Source organism: Kitasatospora hibisci (assembly GCF_043950205.1).
Taxonomy (GTDB): Bacteria; Actinomycetota; Actinomycetes; order Streptomycetales; family Streptomycetaceae; genus Kitasatospora; species Kitasatospora hibisci.
The window spans coordinates 3057043-3072239 of sequence record NZ_CP171642.1; the positions used below are offsets into that span (position 1 = coordinate 3057043).

At 73.0% G+C, this 15197-nt stretch carries 11 protein-coding genes and 1 tRNA gene; 2 read left to right on the top strand and 10 right to left on the bottom strand.

What is annotated here, in order from left to right:
* Positions 1-277: 277 nt before the first annotated feature.
* The 6 genes from thrB to ACF9IK_RS12990 form a co-directional block, all read right to left on the bottom strand.
* On the bottom strand, positions 278-1213 hold the full coding sequence (thrB, locus tag ACF9IK_RS12965) for a homoserine kinase (RefSeq protein ID WP_395294370.1): 936 nt from the start codon (positions 1211-1213) through the stop codon (positions 278-280).
* Between the two features lie 347 nt (positions 1214-1560).
* The gene (gene thrC / locus ACF9IK_RS12970; RefSeq protein WP_395294371.1) at positions 1561-2649 is read right to left on the bottom strand and encodes a threonine synthase; all 1089 of its coding nucleotides are present in this window, start codon (positions 2647-2649) and stop codon (positions 1561-1563) included.
* A gap of 8 nt (positions 2650-2657) precedes the next feature.
* Positions 2658-3950, bottom strand: a complete 1293-nt coding sequence (locus tag ACF9IK_RS12975; protein ID WP_395294372.1) for a homoserine dehydrogenase — start codon at positions 3948-3950, stop codon at positions 2658-2660.
* A gap of 137 nt (positions 3951-4087) precedes the next feature.
* A complete protein-coding gene (gene lysA, locus ACF9IK_RS12980) occupies positions 4088-5482 on the bottom strand; it encodes a diaminopimelate decarboxylase (protein WP_395294373.1) in 1395 nt (464 codons plus the stop codon).
* An 88-nt stretch (positions 5483-5570) separates the two neighbouring features.
* Positions 5571-7226 (bottom strand): arginine--tRNA ligase, encoded by a 1656-nt coding sequence (gene argS, locus ACF9IK_RS12985; RefSeq protein WP_395294374.1) that lies wholly within the window; start codon positions 7224-7226, stop codon positions 5571-5573.
* A gap of 84 nt (positions 7227-7310) precedes the next feature.
* Positions 7311-7730: a response regulator gene (locus ACF9IK_RS12990; RefSeq protein WP_395298555.1), complete on the bottom strand. Its 420-nt coding sequence runs from the start codon at positions 7728-7730 to the stop codon at positions 7311-7313.
* Positions 7731-7963: 233 nt separating this feature from the next.
* On the opposite strand from ACF9IK_RS12990, the gene ACF9IK_RS12995 reads away from it, so the two are divergent.
* Positions 7964-8035 (top strand) — tRNA-Arg (locus ACF9IK_RS12995).
* 134 nt (positions 8036-8169) lie between these two features.
* Here ACF9IK_RS12995 and ACF9IK_RS13000 read toward each other — a convergent pair.
* From ACF9IK_RS13000 to ACF9IK_RS13010, 3 genes are all read right to left on the bottom strand, one after another.
* Positions 8170-9096 (bottom strand): trypsin-like serine peptidase, encoded by a 927-nt coding sequence (locus ACF9IK_RS13000; protein ID WP_395294375.1) that lies wholly within the window; start codon positions 9094-9096, stop codon positions 8170-8172.
* A gap of 254 nt (positions 9097-9350) precedes the next feature.
* Positions 9351-10901, bottom strand: a complete 1551-nt coding sequence (locus ACF9IK_RS13005) for an MFS transporter (RefSeq protein ID WP_395294376.1) — start codon at positions 10899-10901, stop codon at positions 9351-9353.
* Between the two features lie 315 nt (positions 10902-11216).
* Positions 11217-12923 carry a DUF885 domain-containing protein gene (locus ACF9IK_RS13010; protein WP_395294377.1) on the bottom strand — a complete coding sequence of 569 codons (1707 nt, stop codon included), beginning with the start codon at positions 12921-12923 and terminating at the stop codon, positions 11217-11219.
* 387 nt (positions 12924-13310) lie between these two features.
* On the opposite strand from ACF9IK_RS13010, the gene ACF9IK_RS13015 reads away from it, so the two are divergent.
* The gene (locus ACF9IK_RS13015) at positions 13311-14048 is read left to right on the top strand and encodes a TetR/AcrR family transcriptional regulator (protein ID WP_395294378.1); all 738 of its coding nucleotides are present in this window, start codon (positions 13311-13313) and stop codon (positions 14046-14048) included.
* A gap of 94 nt (positions 14049-14142) precedes the next feature.
* On the opposite strand, the gene ACF9IK_RS13020 is transcribed toward ACF9IK_RS13015, so the two are convergent.
* Positions 14143-14994: a fumarylacetoacetate hydrolase family protein gene (locus tag ACF9IK_RS13020; protein WP_395294379.1), complete on the bottom strand. Its 852-nt coding sequence runs from the start codon at positions 14992-14994 to the stop codon at positions 14143-14145.
* Positions 14995-15197: the final 203 nt, after the last annotated feature.

Sequence of the window (15197 nt, forward strand, 5' to 3'; positions counted from 1 at the left end):
CGTCACGGCTTCGGGATGCGGCCGCAAGTCGCGCAGGCAGGCTGCGTACGCGCTGCGGTGGGCTCCCGGAGAATCGTCGCCCCGTGCATCGCCGGGACTCCGCTGGTGCGGAGTGCTGGGATCGGGACGCGGCGCACCGAGCCCCGGAGGGCACCTGGTGCAGCAATGAGGTTAACACTACCGACCCCCTCAGACATTCCCCAGCCTTGCGCTTGCCAATCGTGTCCGGAGGACCCGGCTCCGGACGCACCGGAGCCGGCCCCCGCGGACGGGGTGCTCAGACGTCGAGCGGGAGCACCGAGGCCCCGGCCCGGTCGAGCTCCAGCCGGTGCGCGGCGAACAGCGGGCCGTTCCCGCCGTGGTCGCCGGCGAAGGCCAGGACCTTGTCCGCGCCCGCCTCGTCGGTGAGCGCGAGCACGGTCGGGCCGGCGCCCGAGATCACCGCGGGGACGCCCTCGGCGCGCAGCGCCCCCACCAGCGCGGCGCTGTCCGGCATCGCGGAGGCCCGGTAGTCCTGGTGCAGCCGGTCCTCGGTGGCCGCGAACAGCAGCTCGGGGCGCCGGGTCAGGGCCTCGACCAGCAGCGCGGCCCGGCCCGCGTTGACGGCGGCGTCGGCCAGCGGAACGGTCCGGGGCAGCAGACCGCGGGCGGTCTCAGTGAGCACCTCGGTGGCCGGTACGAAGACCACCGGGACGACCCGGTCGGACGGCTCCAGGGCGATCGCCCGGGCGGTGTCCTCCTCCGTCCAGGCGACCGTGAAGTTGCCGCGCAGGCAGGCCGCGACGTTGTCCGGGTGGCCCTCCAACTCGGAGGCCAGGGCCAGCAGTGCGTCGTCGTCCAGGGCGGACGGGCCGCCGATGGTGACGGCACGGGCGGCCACGATGCCGGCGCAGATCGCGGCGGAGGAGGAACCCAGGCCACGGCCGTGCGGTATCCGGTTGGCACAGACCACTTCGAGTCCGCGCGGCTGGCCGCCGAGGCGGTCGAAGGCCGCGCGCATCGAGCGGACCAGCAGGTGGCCCTCGTCGCGCGGAAGCGTCTCGGCGCCCTCGCCGGCGATGTCGACGGAGAGCCCGGAGTCGGCGACCCGGACGACCACGTCGTCGTACAGACCCAGCGCGAGTCCGAAGGCGTCGAAGCCGGGGCCGAGGTTGGCGCTGGTCGCGGGAACCCGGACCCGGACGGCGGCGGCACGGAACGCAGGACCGGCCATGCGGTGGACTCTCCTGGGGAAATCGGACGGCGCGAAGCGCGTCGGTGCGAGGGTGGGGAGGGAGCCGCGGGCCCCGACCGGGGCGGGCGGTCACAGTCGTCGGCGCGGTCCGCAGACGGACCGGACCCGGGGCATGTGCCACACGGCCGGACCCAGAGTATCGAAGACAGGTTCCACAGCGGTACACCCCGTGGGCCTTCGATCTGGTGTGTTGCCGTTTCTGGCCGGAATGCGTGCCGGAATGACATCGGAATGCGTGGCGGAATTGACACAAAAGTGTCAGCCGAGAACGGCGGCGGGCCGACCCCCGAAAGGGTCGGCCCGCCGTGCGATCGGCATGCGACCGGTCAGTCCAGCAGGCCGAGGCGCCGCGCGGCGGCCTCCGGGTCGATCGGGACGACCTGCGGCTGCGGCGCGCCGGCCACCGCCCAGTCCGGGTCCTTGAGGCCGTTGCCGGTCACCGTGCAGACGATCCGCTGGCCCGGGTCGACCAGGCCGGCCTCCGCCTTGGCCAGCAGGCCGGCCACCGAGGCGGCCGAGGCGGGCTCCACGAAGACACCCTCCTGCGAGGCCAACAGCCGGTAGGCGGAAAGGATCTGACGGTCAGTCACCTTGTCGATGAGGCCGCCCGACTCGTCCCGCGCGGCGAGCGCGTAGTCCCAGGACGCCGGGTTGCCGATCCGGATCGCGGTGGCGATGGTCTGCGGCTTGAGCACCGGGGCGCCGTCCACGATCGGGGCCGAGCCGGAGGCCTGGAAGCCCCACATCCGCGGGGTGCGGGCGGCCAGGCCGTCGGTCGCGTATTCGCGGTAACCCTTCCAGTACGCGGTGATGTTGCCGGCGTTGCCGACCGGCAGCACGTGGATGTCCGGCGCGTCGCCGAGCATGTCCACGATCTCGAAGGCGGCGGTCTTCTGACCCTCGATCCGGACCGGGTTCACCGAGTTGACCAGCGCCACCGGGTACTTCTCGGACAGTTCACGCGCAAGGGTGAGGCAGTCGTCGAAGTTCCCGTCCACCTGGAGGATCTTGGCGCCGTGGACCAGCGCCTGGCCCATCTTGCCGAGCGCGATCTTGCCCTGCGGCACCAGCACCGCGGAGACCATCCCGGCGCGCACCGCGTACGCGGCGGCGGAGGCCGAGGTGTTGCCGGTGGAGGCGCAGATAACCGCCTGGGCGCCCTCCTCCTTGGCCTTGGAGATGGCCATCGTCATCCCGCGGTCCTTGAAGGAGCCGGTCGGGTTGGCGCCCTCGACCTTGAGGTAGACCTCGCAGCCGGTGCGCTCGGAGAGCACCTGGGCGGGGACGAGCGGCGTGCCGCCCTCCATCAGGGTGACCACGGGGGTGGAGTCCGTGACCGGCAGCCGGTCGCGGTACTCCTCGATCAGGCCACGCCACTGGTGGGTGTGGGCGCCTCGGGCGATGACGGCGTTCATGGCTGCTCCTACTCCCCTTCGACCCGCATGATGCTGGCCACGTCGCGCACGCTGTCGAGTGCGCGGAGCTTGTCGACCGTCGCCGACAGCGCGGCGTCGGTGGCGCGGTGGGTGACCACGACGAGCGAGGCGTCGCCGTCGCGGCCCTGCTGGCGCACGGTATCGATGGAGACGCCGTGCTCGGCGAAGACGGACGCCACCTGGGCGAGCACCCCCGCGCGGTCGTCCACGTCCAGGCTGACGTGGTACCGGGTGACCACCTGGTCCATCGGCTTGGCCGGCAGCTGGGTGTACACCGAGTCACCGGGGCCGGTGGCGCCGGCGAGCTTGTTGCGGCAGACCGCGACCAGGTCGCCGAGGACCGCGGAGGCGGTCGGCGAACCGCCGGCGCCCGGGCCGTAGAACATCAGACGGCCGGCCGCCTCCGCCTCGACGAACACCGCGTTGTAGGCCTCGCGGACGGAGGCCAGCGGGTGCGAGAGCGGGATCATCGCCGGGTGGACGCGCGCGGTGACGGACGCGCCGTCGGCCGCCCGCTCGCAGATCGCGAGCAGCTTGACGACGCAGCCCATCGCCTTGGCGGAGGCGATGTCGGCGGCGGTCACCTCGGTGATGCCCTCGCGGTAGACGTCCGCCGCGGTCACCTCGGTGTGGAAGGCGATGCCGGCCAGGATCGCGGCCTTGGCGGCGGCGTCGAAGCCCTCGACGTCGGCCGTCGGGTCGGCCTCGGCGTAGCCGAGGGCGGTGGCCTCCTCCAGCGCCTCCGAGTAGCCGGCGCCGCTGGTGTCCATCTTGTCGAGGATGAAGTTGGTGGTGCCGTTGACGATCCCGAGCACCCGGTTGACCTTGTCGCCGGCGAGCGACTCGCGCAGCGGGCGCAGCAGCGGGATGGCGCCCGCCACCGCGGCCTCGTAGTACAGGTCCACGCCGGCCTCGGCGGCGGCCGCGTGCAGCTCGGTGCCGTCCCTGGCGAGCAGCGCCTTGTTGGCGCTGACCACCGAGGCACCTTGCTTGAACGCCGACAGGATGAGGTGTTTGGACGGCTCGATACCGCCCACCACCTCGACCACCACGTCGATGTCGCCCCGGTTGACCAGGGCCTCGGCATCGGTGGTGATCAGGTGCTCGGGCACGCCCGGGCGGGTCCGACCGGCCCGGCGGACCGCGATGCCGGCGAGCTCGACCGGCGCGCCGATGCGCGCGGCGAGGTCGGCGGCGTCTGTCGTCATGATGCGCGCCACCTCGGAGCCCACCACACCACAGCCCAGCAACGCCACCTTCAGCGGCCGCGTACGCATCATCCGACTCCGCTCTGCATTCATCGTGCTTCGGTATTTCCGGCGGGATTTCGGGGACCGCCGGAACTTCGGTCTGTACCAGTCTCCGGGACTTTCCGCACGGATCTACGGTCGTTCCATGATCTGAGACAAGGATTTCGTCATCCGATATCGAGACGCAGGAGATCCTCCTCCGTCTCGCGCCGGACGATCACCCGGGCCTCGCCGTCCTTGACGGCCAGCACCGGAGGCTTCAGGGCGTGGTTGTAGTTGCTCGCCATCGAGCGGCAGTAGGCGCCGGTGGCGGGCACCGCGATGAGGTCGCCCGGGGTCAGGTCGGCCGGCAGGAAGGCGTCGCGGACGACGATGTCCCCGGACTCGCAGTGCTTGCCGACCACCCGGGAGAGCACCGGCTCGGCATCGCTGCCGCGCGAGACCAGCGCCACCGAGTACTCGGCGTCGTAGAGCGCGGTGCGGATGTTGTCGGACATGCCGCCGTCCACGCTGACGTAGGTGCGCAGGCCCTCCAGCGCCTTGACGGTGCCGACCTCGTAGAGGGTGAACGCCGTCGGGCCGACGATCGCGCGGCCCGGCTCGACGGACAGCCGCGGGGCGCGCAGGTTCGCGGCGGCGCACTCGCGGCGGACGATCTCGGCCAGGGCGGCGGCGATCTCGGCCGGCTCGCGCGGGTCGTCGTCGCTGGTGTACGCGATGCCCAGGCCGCCGCCCAGGTCGATCTCGGGCAGCTCGACACCGTGCTCGTCGCGGATCTCGGCCAGCAGACCGACCACCCGGCGGGCCGCGACCTCGAAGCCGGCCGTGTCGAAGATCTGCGAGCCGATGTGCGAGTGGATGCCGCGCAGCTCCAGGCCGTCGGGGTGGGCGAGCACCCGGCGGACCGCCTCGGCGGCCGCTCCCCCGGTGAGCGAGAGGCCGAACTTCTGGTCCTCGTGCGCGGTGGCGATGAACTCGTGGGTGTGCGCCTCGACGCCGACGGTGATCCGGATCAGCACCCGCTGCCGGACGCCCTGGCGGGCGGCGATCGCGGCGAGCCGCTCGATCTCCGTGTAGGAGTCCACCACGATGTGCCCGACGCCGGCCTTCACGGCCTGCTCCAGCTCGTGGACCGACTTGTTGTTGCCGTGCAGCGCGATCCGCTCGGCGGGCATCCCGGCGGCCAGCGCGACGTGCAGCTCGCCACCGCTGCACACGTCGACGTTCAGGCCCTCCTCGTGCAGCCAGCGGACCACGGCCTTGGAGAGGAAGGCCTTGCCCGCGTAGTAGACGTCGGCACCGGCGCCGAAGGCGTCCCGCCAGGCGCGGGCGCGGGTGCGGAAGTCCTCCTCGTCCATCACGTAGGCCGGGGTTCCGAACTCGGCGGCGAGCCGCCGCACGTCGACACCGCCGACGGTGACGACGCCGTCGGCGCCGCGGGTGACGGTCTTCGACCACACCTTGGGGTCGAGCGCGTTCAGGTCGCTCGGCGGCGCCTGGTAGTGGCCCTCGGGCAGCACGTCGCCGTGACGGGGGCCTGCGGGGTGTGCGGAGCGGCTCATCTGGCTCTCTCGTCCTTGACCTATGGCGAGGGGCGGCGACGGTCCCCGTTGACCGTCCGCCGCCCCCGCCGTGCGCTTGGGGGTGGTACTACATCCGCTCGGGCGCCGTCACGCCCAGGAGCGTCAGGCCGTTGGCGATCACCGTACGGGTGGCGTCGGCGAGCCAGAGGCGGGCGTGCGTGAGGTCGGTGGCCTCGTCGTCGCCCTTCGGCAGGATCTGGCAGTTGTCGTAGAAGCGGTGGTACTTGCCCGCCAGCTCCTCCAGGTAGCGCGCGACCCGGTGCGGCTCGCGCAGCTCGCCGGCCGTGGCCAGGACGCGCGGGAACTCGCCGAGCTGGCCGAGCAGGTCGGACTCCCACTCGGTCGCGAGCAGCTCGGGTTTGAAGTCGGCGCTGCGGGAGACGCCCAGCTCGCCGGCCTTGCGCTGGACCGAGCACATCCGGGCGTGCGCGTACTGGACGTAGAAGACCGGGTTCTCGTTGGTCTGGCTGGTCAGCACGTTGATGTCGAGCGTGATGGTGGAGTCGGTGGAGGAGCGCGCCAGGGTGTAGCGGGCGGCGTCCACGCCGATCCAGTCGACCACGTCGTCGATCGTGATGATGTTGCCGGCCCGCTTGGACATGCGGACCTCTTCGCCGTCGCGAAGCATCTTCACGAACTGGCCGATCTTGACCTCGATGTTGCGGTCCATGTCGTCGCCGGCGCAGGCCGCGATGGCCTTGAGGCGGTTGACGTAGCCGTGGTGGTCCGCACCCAGCATGTAGACCGAGACCTCGGCGCCGCGGTCGCGCTTGGACAGGTAGTACGCGGCGTCGGCGGCGAAGTACGTGGTCTCGCCGTCGGCCTTGACCAGGACGCGGTCCTTGTCGTCGCCGAAGTCGGTGGTGCGCAGCCAGACGGCGCCGTCCCGGTCGAAGACGTGGCCCTGCTCGCGCAGCCGGTCCATGGCCTTCTCGACGGCGCCGGAGTCGTGCAGCGACTTCTCCGAGAACCAGACGTCGAAGTCCACGCCGAACTCGTCCATCGACCGCTTGATCTCGGCCACCATGAGCTTGAGGCCTTCGGTGCGGAAGGCCTGCAACTGCTCGTCCTCGGGCAGGTCGAGCACGCCCGGGAGGCCGTCGGTGATCGCCTTGGCGATGTCGACGATGTACTCGCCGACGTACCCGCCCTCGGGCACCTCCCGGCCGTTCGCGGCGGCCTGCAGCGAGGCGGCGAACTTGGAGATCTGCACGCCGGCGTCGTTCAGGTAGTACTCGGTGGTGACGTCGGCACCGGAGGCCCGCAGCACGCGCGCCAGCGAATCGCCGACGGCGGCCCAGCGGACGCCGCCGATGTGGATCGGGCCGGTCGGGTTGGCGGAGACGAACTCCAGGTTGATCTTCAGGCCCCTGAGCGCCTCGTTGCGGCCGTAGGCCTCGCCCGCCTCGACGATGGTGCGGGCCAGCTCGCCCTGGGTGGCGGTGTCCAGGGTGATGTTCAGGAAGCCCGGACCGGCGATGTCGACCTTCGCGACGCCGGTGATCCCTCGCAGGCGGTCCGCCAGCAGCTCGGCGACGGCTCGCGGCGGCCGACCGGCCGGCTTCGCGAGCTGGAGGGCCACGTTCGTCGCGTAGTCGCCGTGGTCCCTGTTCTTGGGTCGCTCGATCGTCACGTGCTCGGGCACGGCGACGGCCAGCTCGCCCGCCTCGACGGCGGCGCTCACTGCGGCCTGGACTGCCTGGGAAAGCTCTGCGGGGGTCACGACGCCAAGCGTAGGCGAGAGGGGGTGCCCGCCCGCCACTCGGTTTGCCGGTTGAGACGCCGGGCCGCCCCGTCCCTGCGGGTCTCAGCCGCGATCGGTCCGGTTCGTTCGCTCAGGGCGAAATTCGGCGGGGTTCCCGCCGAGGCCCATCAATCGCCGGACCAGCGCCACCAGGTCCGCGGGGTCGAAGGGCTTGCCCAGGTAGCCGTCCACGCCGACCGCCTCACCGAGGTCGAGGTCGGCCGGGGAGCAGGCCGAGACGATCGCGATCGGCAGGGAACTCGTCCCCGGCGTCGCCCGCAGCCGGGCCGCCGTCCGCAGGCCGTCCAGTCGCGGCATCACCACGTCCAGCGTCACCACGTCGGGCTTGACCCGGCGGACCACCTCCAGGCACTCGGCGCCGTCGGCTGCGGTCACCACCTCGAAGCCCTCAAGCTCCAGGTTGACCCTGATCAGCTGGCGGATCACCTCGCTGTCGTCCACCACGAGGACCCGCCCGGACACTCCCGACACCTCACCGAGGGTATCGGCGCGCCCACCGCCCCGTCCGGCCTTTCCGCACTTCCGCTCCCCCGCCGCTCCCCCGCCGCTCCCCCGCCGCTCCCCGGCCGCGGGGCCGGTGCGCGACCCGCCGCCGCGACCGCACGGAGCGGTTGATCGAAACCCGTGCACGGACCGCGCCCCGGGCCTGGTAATGTTCTCCACGTCGGAGCGCACAGCGCCGAGGCAACGAGCAGGCCCCCGTAGCTCAGGGGATAGAGCACCGCCCTCCGGAGGCGGGTGCGCAGGTTCGAATCCTGCCGGGGGCACTTCGCAGGAAGTGCAACTGAGGCCCAGATCAGTGGAGTTCGTCCACGGATCTGGGCCTTCGTCGTTCCCGGTGGCGAGTTGACGGCGGCTCGGCCCGGCGGGCGACGGGATCGAACGGGTTTCCGACACCCGCTCAGGAGGCCGCGGCGACCGCCTCGATGTAGAGGGCGGCGATGGTGTGGTCGAAGTACGCGGCGTACGAGGTGTCATCGGTGTCGCCGCCCTCCTGGAAGCCGCCGATGGCGCCGATCACGTGACCGGTGGCGGTGTTGATCCAGGGTCCGCCGCTGGTGCCGCCGGGATAGCCGGGGCAGTCGATCGCACGCTGGTAGGTGCTGTGGCGGCTCGTGGTGTTGGTGCACAGCAGCGGCGACTCGGAGCCGCTGGGGTAGCCGTAGAGGCGGACGGTGGCGCCGAAGGGCTCGTCGGGGCCCAGCCGGTTGGCACCGACCACGTCTTCGATCCGGCGGCCGTCCGCGGCGGCGGTCTCCAGGATGGCGAAGTCCTCGTCCTGGTCGCCGTCGCGGGACCAGCCGGCGGTGGTGTGGACCGCGGTGACGCGCCAGGTGCCGTACGGGGCACGGCCGTCGCGGTAGCCGGGGGCGAAGGTGACCCCGGCCGCGCTCTCCAGGCAGTGGGCGGCGGTGAGCAGCAGGTTACCGGTCGGGCTGTCCAGCACGCTGGCGGTGCAGAAGTGGTTCCCGGCCTCGACGGCGCCGGCGAAGAGGGCGCCGACGGTGGCCGCCTCGGCGGTGGCCGGGGCCACCGCGGTGGTGCCCGGCTCGGCAGCGGGGGCGGGGGTGACGGCGGGGGTGGACGTCCCGCCGGCCGCCGGGCCGGCCGAGGACGCGAGCGGGGCCGGGGCCGCGGTCGGCGCGGGGCCGGCGGCGGTCGGTGCGGACGGCGTCGCGTGCACCGTCGAGGGGCTGCCGACCGCCGCCAGGCGCGAGGCCAGGCCGGGCGAACCCACCACCAGGGCCGCGACGGCGAGGGCCGACAGACCGGTCAGCAGGATCGGGCCCGGCAGTCGGCGTCGGGGCTTGCGGCGGTGCTGGCCCATACCTGGTCTGCTCCTGCCCTGGTGTCGGTCCGGGTACGGATCCGACTATGACGGAGCAGGCTTGGAGGGCCGTGATCCCCCGCTGGGAGCTTGATGAGAACGCGTGACCGCCAAGCCTGCTCGACGGCGCGCGGGGGCCTCCGCGGTGATGGACGCGGTGCGCTTCCCCGCCCCGGTGCAGGCGAACGCCCCGGCCACCACGCCCGCGCGGGCGCAGGGGCGGCGCCGTTGCCCGGTGCCGCCCCCTGCAGGTCTCACTTGGCCCGCTGCCGGGCGCCGGTGGCGGTCGAGCCCGCGCCGGTGGCCGCGGCCTCGACCGCCGGAGCGCCCACCTCGCCGGTGGCCTCCCCCGGGGCCGGCCGGTGGTTGATCATCAGGAAGGCGATCAGCGCCGCGAGGATCAGGACGCCCATCGCCACCCAGGTCGCGACCACGTACCCGTGCACCGCCCCCTGGGCCTGGACCGCGGGGTCGGAGGCGATCCTGGTGGCCAGGTAGCTCGCGGTGGCGCTGGCCGCGATGGTGTTCAGCAGTGCGGTGCCGAAGGATCCGCCCACCTGCTGGGCCGAGTTGATGGTCGCCGAGGCGGCGCCGGTCTCGGCGGGGGCGACGCCCAGCGTGGCCAGGCTCATCGACGGCATGAACACCAGGCCCAGGCCGAAGCCGAGCAGCAGCTCCGCCGGCAGGACCATGCCCGCCCAGGGGCTGTCCACCTTCATCTGGGTCAGCCAGGCCATGCCGGCCGCGGCCAGCAGCAGACCCGGGCCGATCAGGTTGCGCGAGGGCACCCTGGTCATCAGCCGGGCGGCGAAGCCGGTCGAACTGATGATGATGGCGGCCGTCATCGGCAGGAACGAGACGCCGGACATCACCGGCGAGAAGTGCTTGATCACCTGGAGGTAGTAGGTCAGGAACAGGAACAGGCCGAACATGCCGACCATCGCCAGACCCACCGAGAGCGCGCCGCCGCCGCGGTTGCGCTCGCCGACGATGTGCAGGGGCAGCAGGGCGTGCTCGGTGCGCTTCTCGACCAGCACGAACACCGCCAGCAGCGCCACGCCGAAGGCCAGCGAGCCCAGCACCAGCCAGTCGCCCCAGCCCCGCGACACGGCCTCGGACATGCCGAAGACGATGGCGAGCAGACCGCCGCAGCCGAGCAGTGCGCCCGGCAGGTCCAGCTTGACCCGGCGCCCCTTCTCGATGTGGTCGCGGGTGAGCACGTAGTAGGCGGCGAAGGCGGTCACGATCGCGATCGGGGTGTTGACGAACAGGCACCAGCGCCAGTTCAGGTACTCGGTCAGCAGACCGCCGAGGAGCAGGCCGATCGCGGCGCCGCCGCCGGCGATGGCGCCGAAGATGCCGAACGCGGTGCTGCGTTCGCGGGGGTCCCTGAACGTGGTCGAGAGCAGGCCCAGCGCGGACGGGGCGAGGAGCGCGCCGAAGGCCCCCTGGAGGGCGCGGGCCCCGAACAGCATGGCCGGGCCGGCCGCGGCGCCGCCGAGCGCGGAGGCGAGCGCGAAGCCGAGCAGGCCGACGGTGAAGACGCGCTTGCGGCCGAAGAGGTCGCCGAGCCGGCCGCCCAGGAGCAGCAGGCCGCCGAAGGCCAGCGTGTAGGCGGTGATCACCCACTGGCGGTTCGCGTCGGATATCCCGAGGTCCTTCTGGGCCGACGGCAGTGCGATGTTCACGATGGTGATGTCGAGCACGATCATCAGCTGGGCGATGGCGATGACCGCCAGCGCCCACCAACGGCGGTTGTCCGTCGCCGCTACGGCCTGAGGACCGGTGGCAGGTTGCGCAGACACTGGGGGAGCCTTCCGTCGGGTCGGAGAGGACACGCAGTCGCTTTCCAGCCAAACGCTCGCGGTGCTGGATGGCAAGGAAAAACCTGACCAAATATGGCTATTTGGGACAAATGAACCAGGGTCCTGGGACCAGCGGCGGAGGAAGCGGGCGCCATCGCCGCCGAGCGCGACGGGCCCACGCGAGACGCCCGGCCGGGAAGCCCGGCCGGGCGCCTGCACGGACTGTTCGCGGCCCGATCGAACCGGCCGCGTGTTGCGGCGGCCCCTGGGAACCGCCGGGTGCCCGGGTCCCGCGGGGTCGCCTCCGGCTGCCGGCTAGAGCGCGGCCAGCTCGGCGACCAGGTCGTCCAGGCCGAGCGAGCCCTGCGACAGGGCCGCCATGTGCCAGGCCTTGAGGTCGAAGACCTCGCCGCGCGCCTCGTGCGCCGCCCGCGCCGCCGCCCGGCCGCGCAGCCAGGCCCGCTCGCCCAGCTTGTAGCCGATCGCCTGGCCGGGCATGCCCAGGTAGCGGACCAGCTCGCTGTCCAGGAACTCGGCCGAGAGCCCGCAGTACAGGCCGAAGAACTCCCGCGCGGAGTCCGGCAGCACCGGCTCGCCCGGGCGGTACGGCGAGTCCGCCGGGAAGTCCAGGCCGACGTGCATGCCGATGTCGACGATCACCCGCAGCGCCCGCATCATCTGGGCGTTGAGGTAGCCGAGCCGGTGCCCGGGGTCGGTGAGGTAGCCCAGCTCGTCCATCAGGCGCTCGGCGTACAGCGCCCAGCCCTCCAGGTTGGCGCTCACCCCGCCGATGCTGACCTGGTAGGTGGAGAGCCGGTCGGCGACGTAGTTCCACTGCGCCAGCTGGAGGTGGTGGCCGGGAACGCCCTCGTGGTACCAGGTCGAGACGAGGTCCCAGACGGGGAAGCTCTCCCGGCCGAGGGTCGGCAGCCAGGTCCGCCCGGGGCGGGTGAAGTCCAGCGACGGCGCGGTGTAGTACGGGGCGGCGGCGCTGCCGGGCGGGGCGATCATCGACTCGACCCGGGTGACCGGCTCGGCGAGGTCGAAGTGCGTGCCCTGGAGGTCGCTGATGGCCTGGTCCATCAGGCCCTGGAGGAACTCACGGGCGGGCTCGGCCCCGGCGATGGCCGGACCGTCGGCCTCCAGCCACTTCATCGCCTCCATCGGATCGGCCCCCGGGCGCACCTTCTCGGCCTCCGCCCGCATCTGGGCGAGCAGGTCGTGGAACTCCTGCCAGGCCCAGGCGTAAGCCTCGTCGAGGTCCAGGTCGGCGCCGGTCCAGTAGCGGACCCACCGGCCGTAGCGCTCGCGCCCGGCGGTGTCGGGGGCGTCGGCGGCAGCCGGGCCGTAGACGTCGCGCATCCAGTCGCGCAGGTCGGCGACGGCCGCGGTGGCGGCCCCGGCGCGCTCGACCAGCCCGGCGCGGAGCGACTCGGGGGCCTTGCCGACGAACCCGCCGAACCAGCCGCCGGGCGCCTCGCCCCCCAGCCACTCGCCGAGCTGCTCGACCATGGTGGTCACCTGGCGGGGGCCGGAGAGCAGGCCGCGCTCGATGCCCTCGGCCAGCGTCTCGCGGAACTGCGCCAGCGCGACGGGCACCCGGGCCAGCCGGCGGCCGACCACCTCCCACTGCTGCTCGGTCTCGGTGGCCATCAGGGTGAAGATGTCGCGGACGTTGTGCACCGGGGAGCCCAGGTTGCGGATGGCCCGGAAGCCCTCCCCCGCGGCGTGGACGGCGAGCTCGGCGGTGAGGCGCTCGCGCAGCAGCCGGGCGCAGCGGCGCTCCGCCTCGTCCTCGGCGACGCCCGCCCGCTCGACCTCCTCCAGCACGGCCAGGGTGTGCCGGGCCAGTTCGGCGGCCGCCTCGGCGCCGGCCGGGGAGAGGTCGGGGAGGCGGTCGTCCTCAGGGTTGAGCCCCAGATATACCGCGGTCAGCGGGTCCAGCTGGGCGAGCGCCTGGACGTAGGCGTCGGCGACACGGCGCGGGGTGGTGCCGTCGGAGCTGATCAGTTCTTCAACCATTCGGACATCATTTCGCGGCCGCGGCCGAATGCAAGCCCCCCACCCATGGCATGCTCCGGCCAATCGGGACGGTTCGGGCACCGGACCCAAGCTCCCCGCATCCGCACGGCGGCGGCCCCTCCCCGCGGAAGGTCCGTGCGCCCACGAAGCGGCGACGACGGAGGCCGGGCGGCGCGGGGCGGGGACGTCCGAGGACCGCGAAGCCGTGCGAGGCGGTCGGCGGCGGTGCGGCGGCGGCCCGCCCACCACGGGCGGAGGGCCCGGCGGCCGGACCCTCGACCGGCGGCGGCCCGGCCGCCGGGAAGCCGCGGGCCGTACGGACGGCCGTTCGAGAAGTACCACGCAGGACCGGGCCGGATCGGTCGATCGGCCACTACGCTGACCGCCATGGAAGCCAGCTCAGCGCCCGTTCCGTCCCCCCAGGCACGCCCGCGACGGGCCGGGTACCGGCGGCTGCCGGTGGAGCAGCGGCGGGAGCAGCTGATCGCGGTCGCGCTGGAGCTGTTCGCCACCCGCCCGCCCGAGGAGGTCGGCCTGGACGACGTGGCCGCCGCCGCGGGGGCGTCCCGGCCGCTGGTCTACCGCTACTTCGCGGGCGGCAAGCAGCAACTGTACGAGGCTGCGCTGCGCACCGCGGCGGACGAGCTGAGCAGCCGGTTCACGGTGCCGCTGACCGGGACGCCGACCGAGCAGCTGGCGGCGGTGCTGGACCGCTACTTCGCCTTCGTGGCCGAGCACGACGCCGGCTACTCGGCGTTGCTGCGCGGCGGTTCGGTGGTGGAGACGGCGCGGACCTCGGCCATCGTGGACGACGTGCGGCGGGCCGCGCTCAAGCGGACGCTGCGCCACCTCGGCGTGCGGGAGGCCGGGCCGCGGCTGACGCTGCTGGTCCGCTCGTGGATCGCGGTGATCGAGGGCGCCTCGCTGACCTGGCTGGACGAGGGCCGGACGGTGCCGGTGGAGGAGCTGCGGGACTGGCTGGTGGACCAGTTCGTGGCGATGGCGGCGGCCACGGCGCTCGGCGATCCGCAGACCGCGGCGGTGCTGGCCGGGCTGCTGGCACTGGAGCGGCCGGACGACTCACGGGTGCGCCGGCTGCGCGAGCTGCTGACACCGCGGCCCTGACCCCCGTGCCCGGGGTCACGGCCGCGCCGCGTGGACGCGGGACTGCGGGAGTGCGGGCGCCGGGCCCGCACGGACGGGCGGGCGCCGAGCGGTCCTACGCCTTTCCGAGCACCTGCCGCTGGCGGCCGAGGCCGTCGACCTCGATCTCGACGATGTCCCCCGGGGCCAGGAACGGCGTGCCCGGGCGGCCGAGGGTGACGCCGGCCGGGGTGCCGGTGACGATCACGTCCCCGGGCTCCAGAACCATGAACCGGCTGGCGTAGCGCACGATCTCCAGTACCGGGAAGATCATCTCGGCGGTGGAGCCGTTCTGCCGCAGCTCGCCGTTGACCCAGAGCCGCAGCGACAGCCGCTGCGGGTCCGCCACCTCGTCCTCGGTGACCAGCCAGGGGCCGAGCGGGGTGAAGGTCTCCGCGGACTTGCCCTTGTCCCACTGGCCGCCGCGTTCGAACTGGAAGGCGCGCTCGGTGACGTCGTTGGCGATGGTGTAGCCGGCGATGACCCCCGCCGCCGCCCGGTGGTCCTCCAGGTAGCGGGCGGTGCGGCCGATCACGATCGCCAGCTCGGCCTCGTAGTCGGTCTTCTCACCGCCGCGCGGCACCAGCACCTCGTCGTACGGACCCACCACGGTGGAGCTGGGCTTGAGGAAGATCACCGGCTCGTCCGGGATCGGCGCCCCGGCCTCGGCCGCGTGGTCGCGGTAGTTGAGCCCGATCCCGACCACCTTGCCCGGCCGGGCGACCGGCGCGCCGACCCGCTGCCCGGCGATGTCGGCCACCGGCAGCAGGCCGGCGGCCACGTCGCGGGCCAGTGCCTGCGGGTCGAGCTCGGCGAGGAAGGCACCGTCGATGTCCCGGGCCCGGCCGGAGAGCTCGTACGCGGTGCCGTCCTGGCCCTGCACGACCGGACGCTCGGCGCCCGGCGGTCCGACACGGAGGAGCTTCATCTGAGCGTCACCACCAGTTTCGTCGCGGCTGGCCGGGGCGGCCGCACACCGCACCCGGACTCTTGCCTGCGAGGTATATCAACGCGCTCCGCCCGGTCACCAGACGGTCCCGGTGGGCGAATTCCTATCAATTCACACAAGCCCGAATGCCGCCGAATCGGGTGCCCGTACGGTTGACAGCCCTCGCCCCGGACGGGCGGGAC

What these genes read in the sequence shown, in the direction of transcription:
- thrC (WP_395294371.1), bottom strand. Translation starts at nt 2,649, where the DNA reads ATGAACGCCGTCATCGCCCGAGGCGCCCACACCCACCAGTGGCGTGGC.
- lysA (WP_395294373.1), bottom strand. Translation starts at nt 5,482, where the DNA reads ATGAGCCGCTCCGCACACCCCGCAGGCCCCCGTCACGGCGACGTGCTG.
- thrB (WP_395294370.1), bottom strand. Translation starts at nt 1,213, where the DNA reads ATGGCCGGTCCTGCGTTCCGTGCCGCCGCCGTCCGGGTCCGGGTTCCC.
- ACF9IK_RS12975 (WP_395294372.1), bottom strand. Translation starts at nt 3,950, where the DNA reads ATGATGCGTACGCGGCCGCTGAAGGTGGCGTTGCTGGGCTGTGGTGTG.
- ACF9IK_RS13020 (WP_395294379.1), bottom strand. Translation starts at nt 14,994, where the DNA reads ATGAAGCTCCTCCGTGTCGGACCGCCGGGCGCCGAGCGTCCGGTCGTG.
- ACF9IK_RS13015 (WP_395294378.1), top strand. Translation starts at nt 13,311, where the DNA reads ATGGAAGCCAGCTCAGCGCCCGTTCCGTCCCCCCAGGCACGCCCGCGA.
- ACF9IK_RS13000 (WP_395294375.1), bottom strand. Translation starts at nt 9,096, where the DNA reads ATGGGCCAGCACCGCCGCAAGCCCCGACGCCGACTGCCGGGCCCGATC.
- ACF9IK_RS13010 (WP_395294377.1), bottom strand. Translation starts at nt 12,923, where the DNA reads ATGGTTGAAGAACTGATCAGCTCCGACGGCACCACCCCGCGCCGTGTC.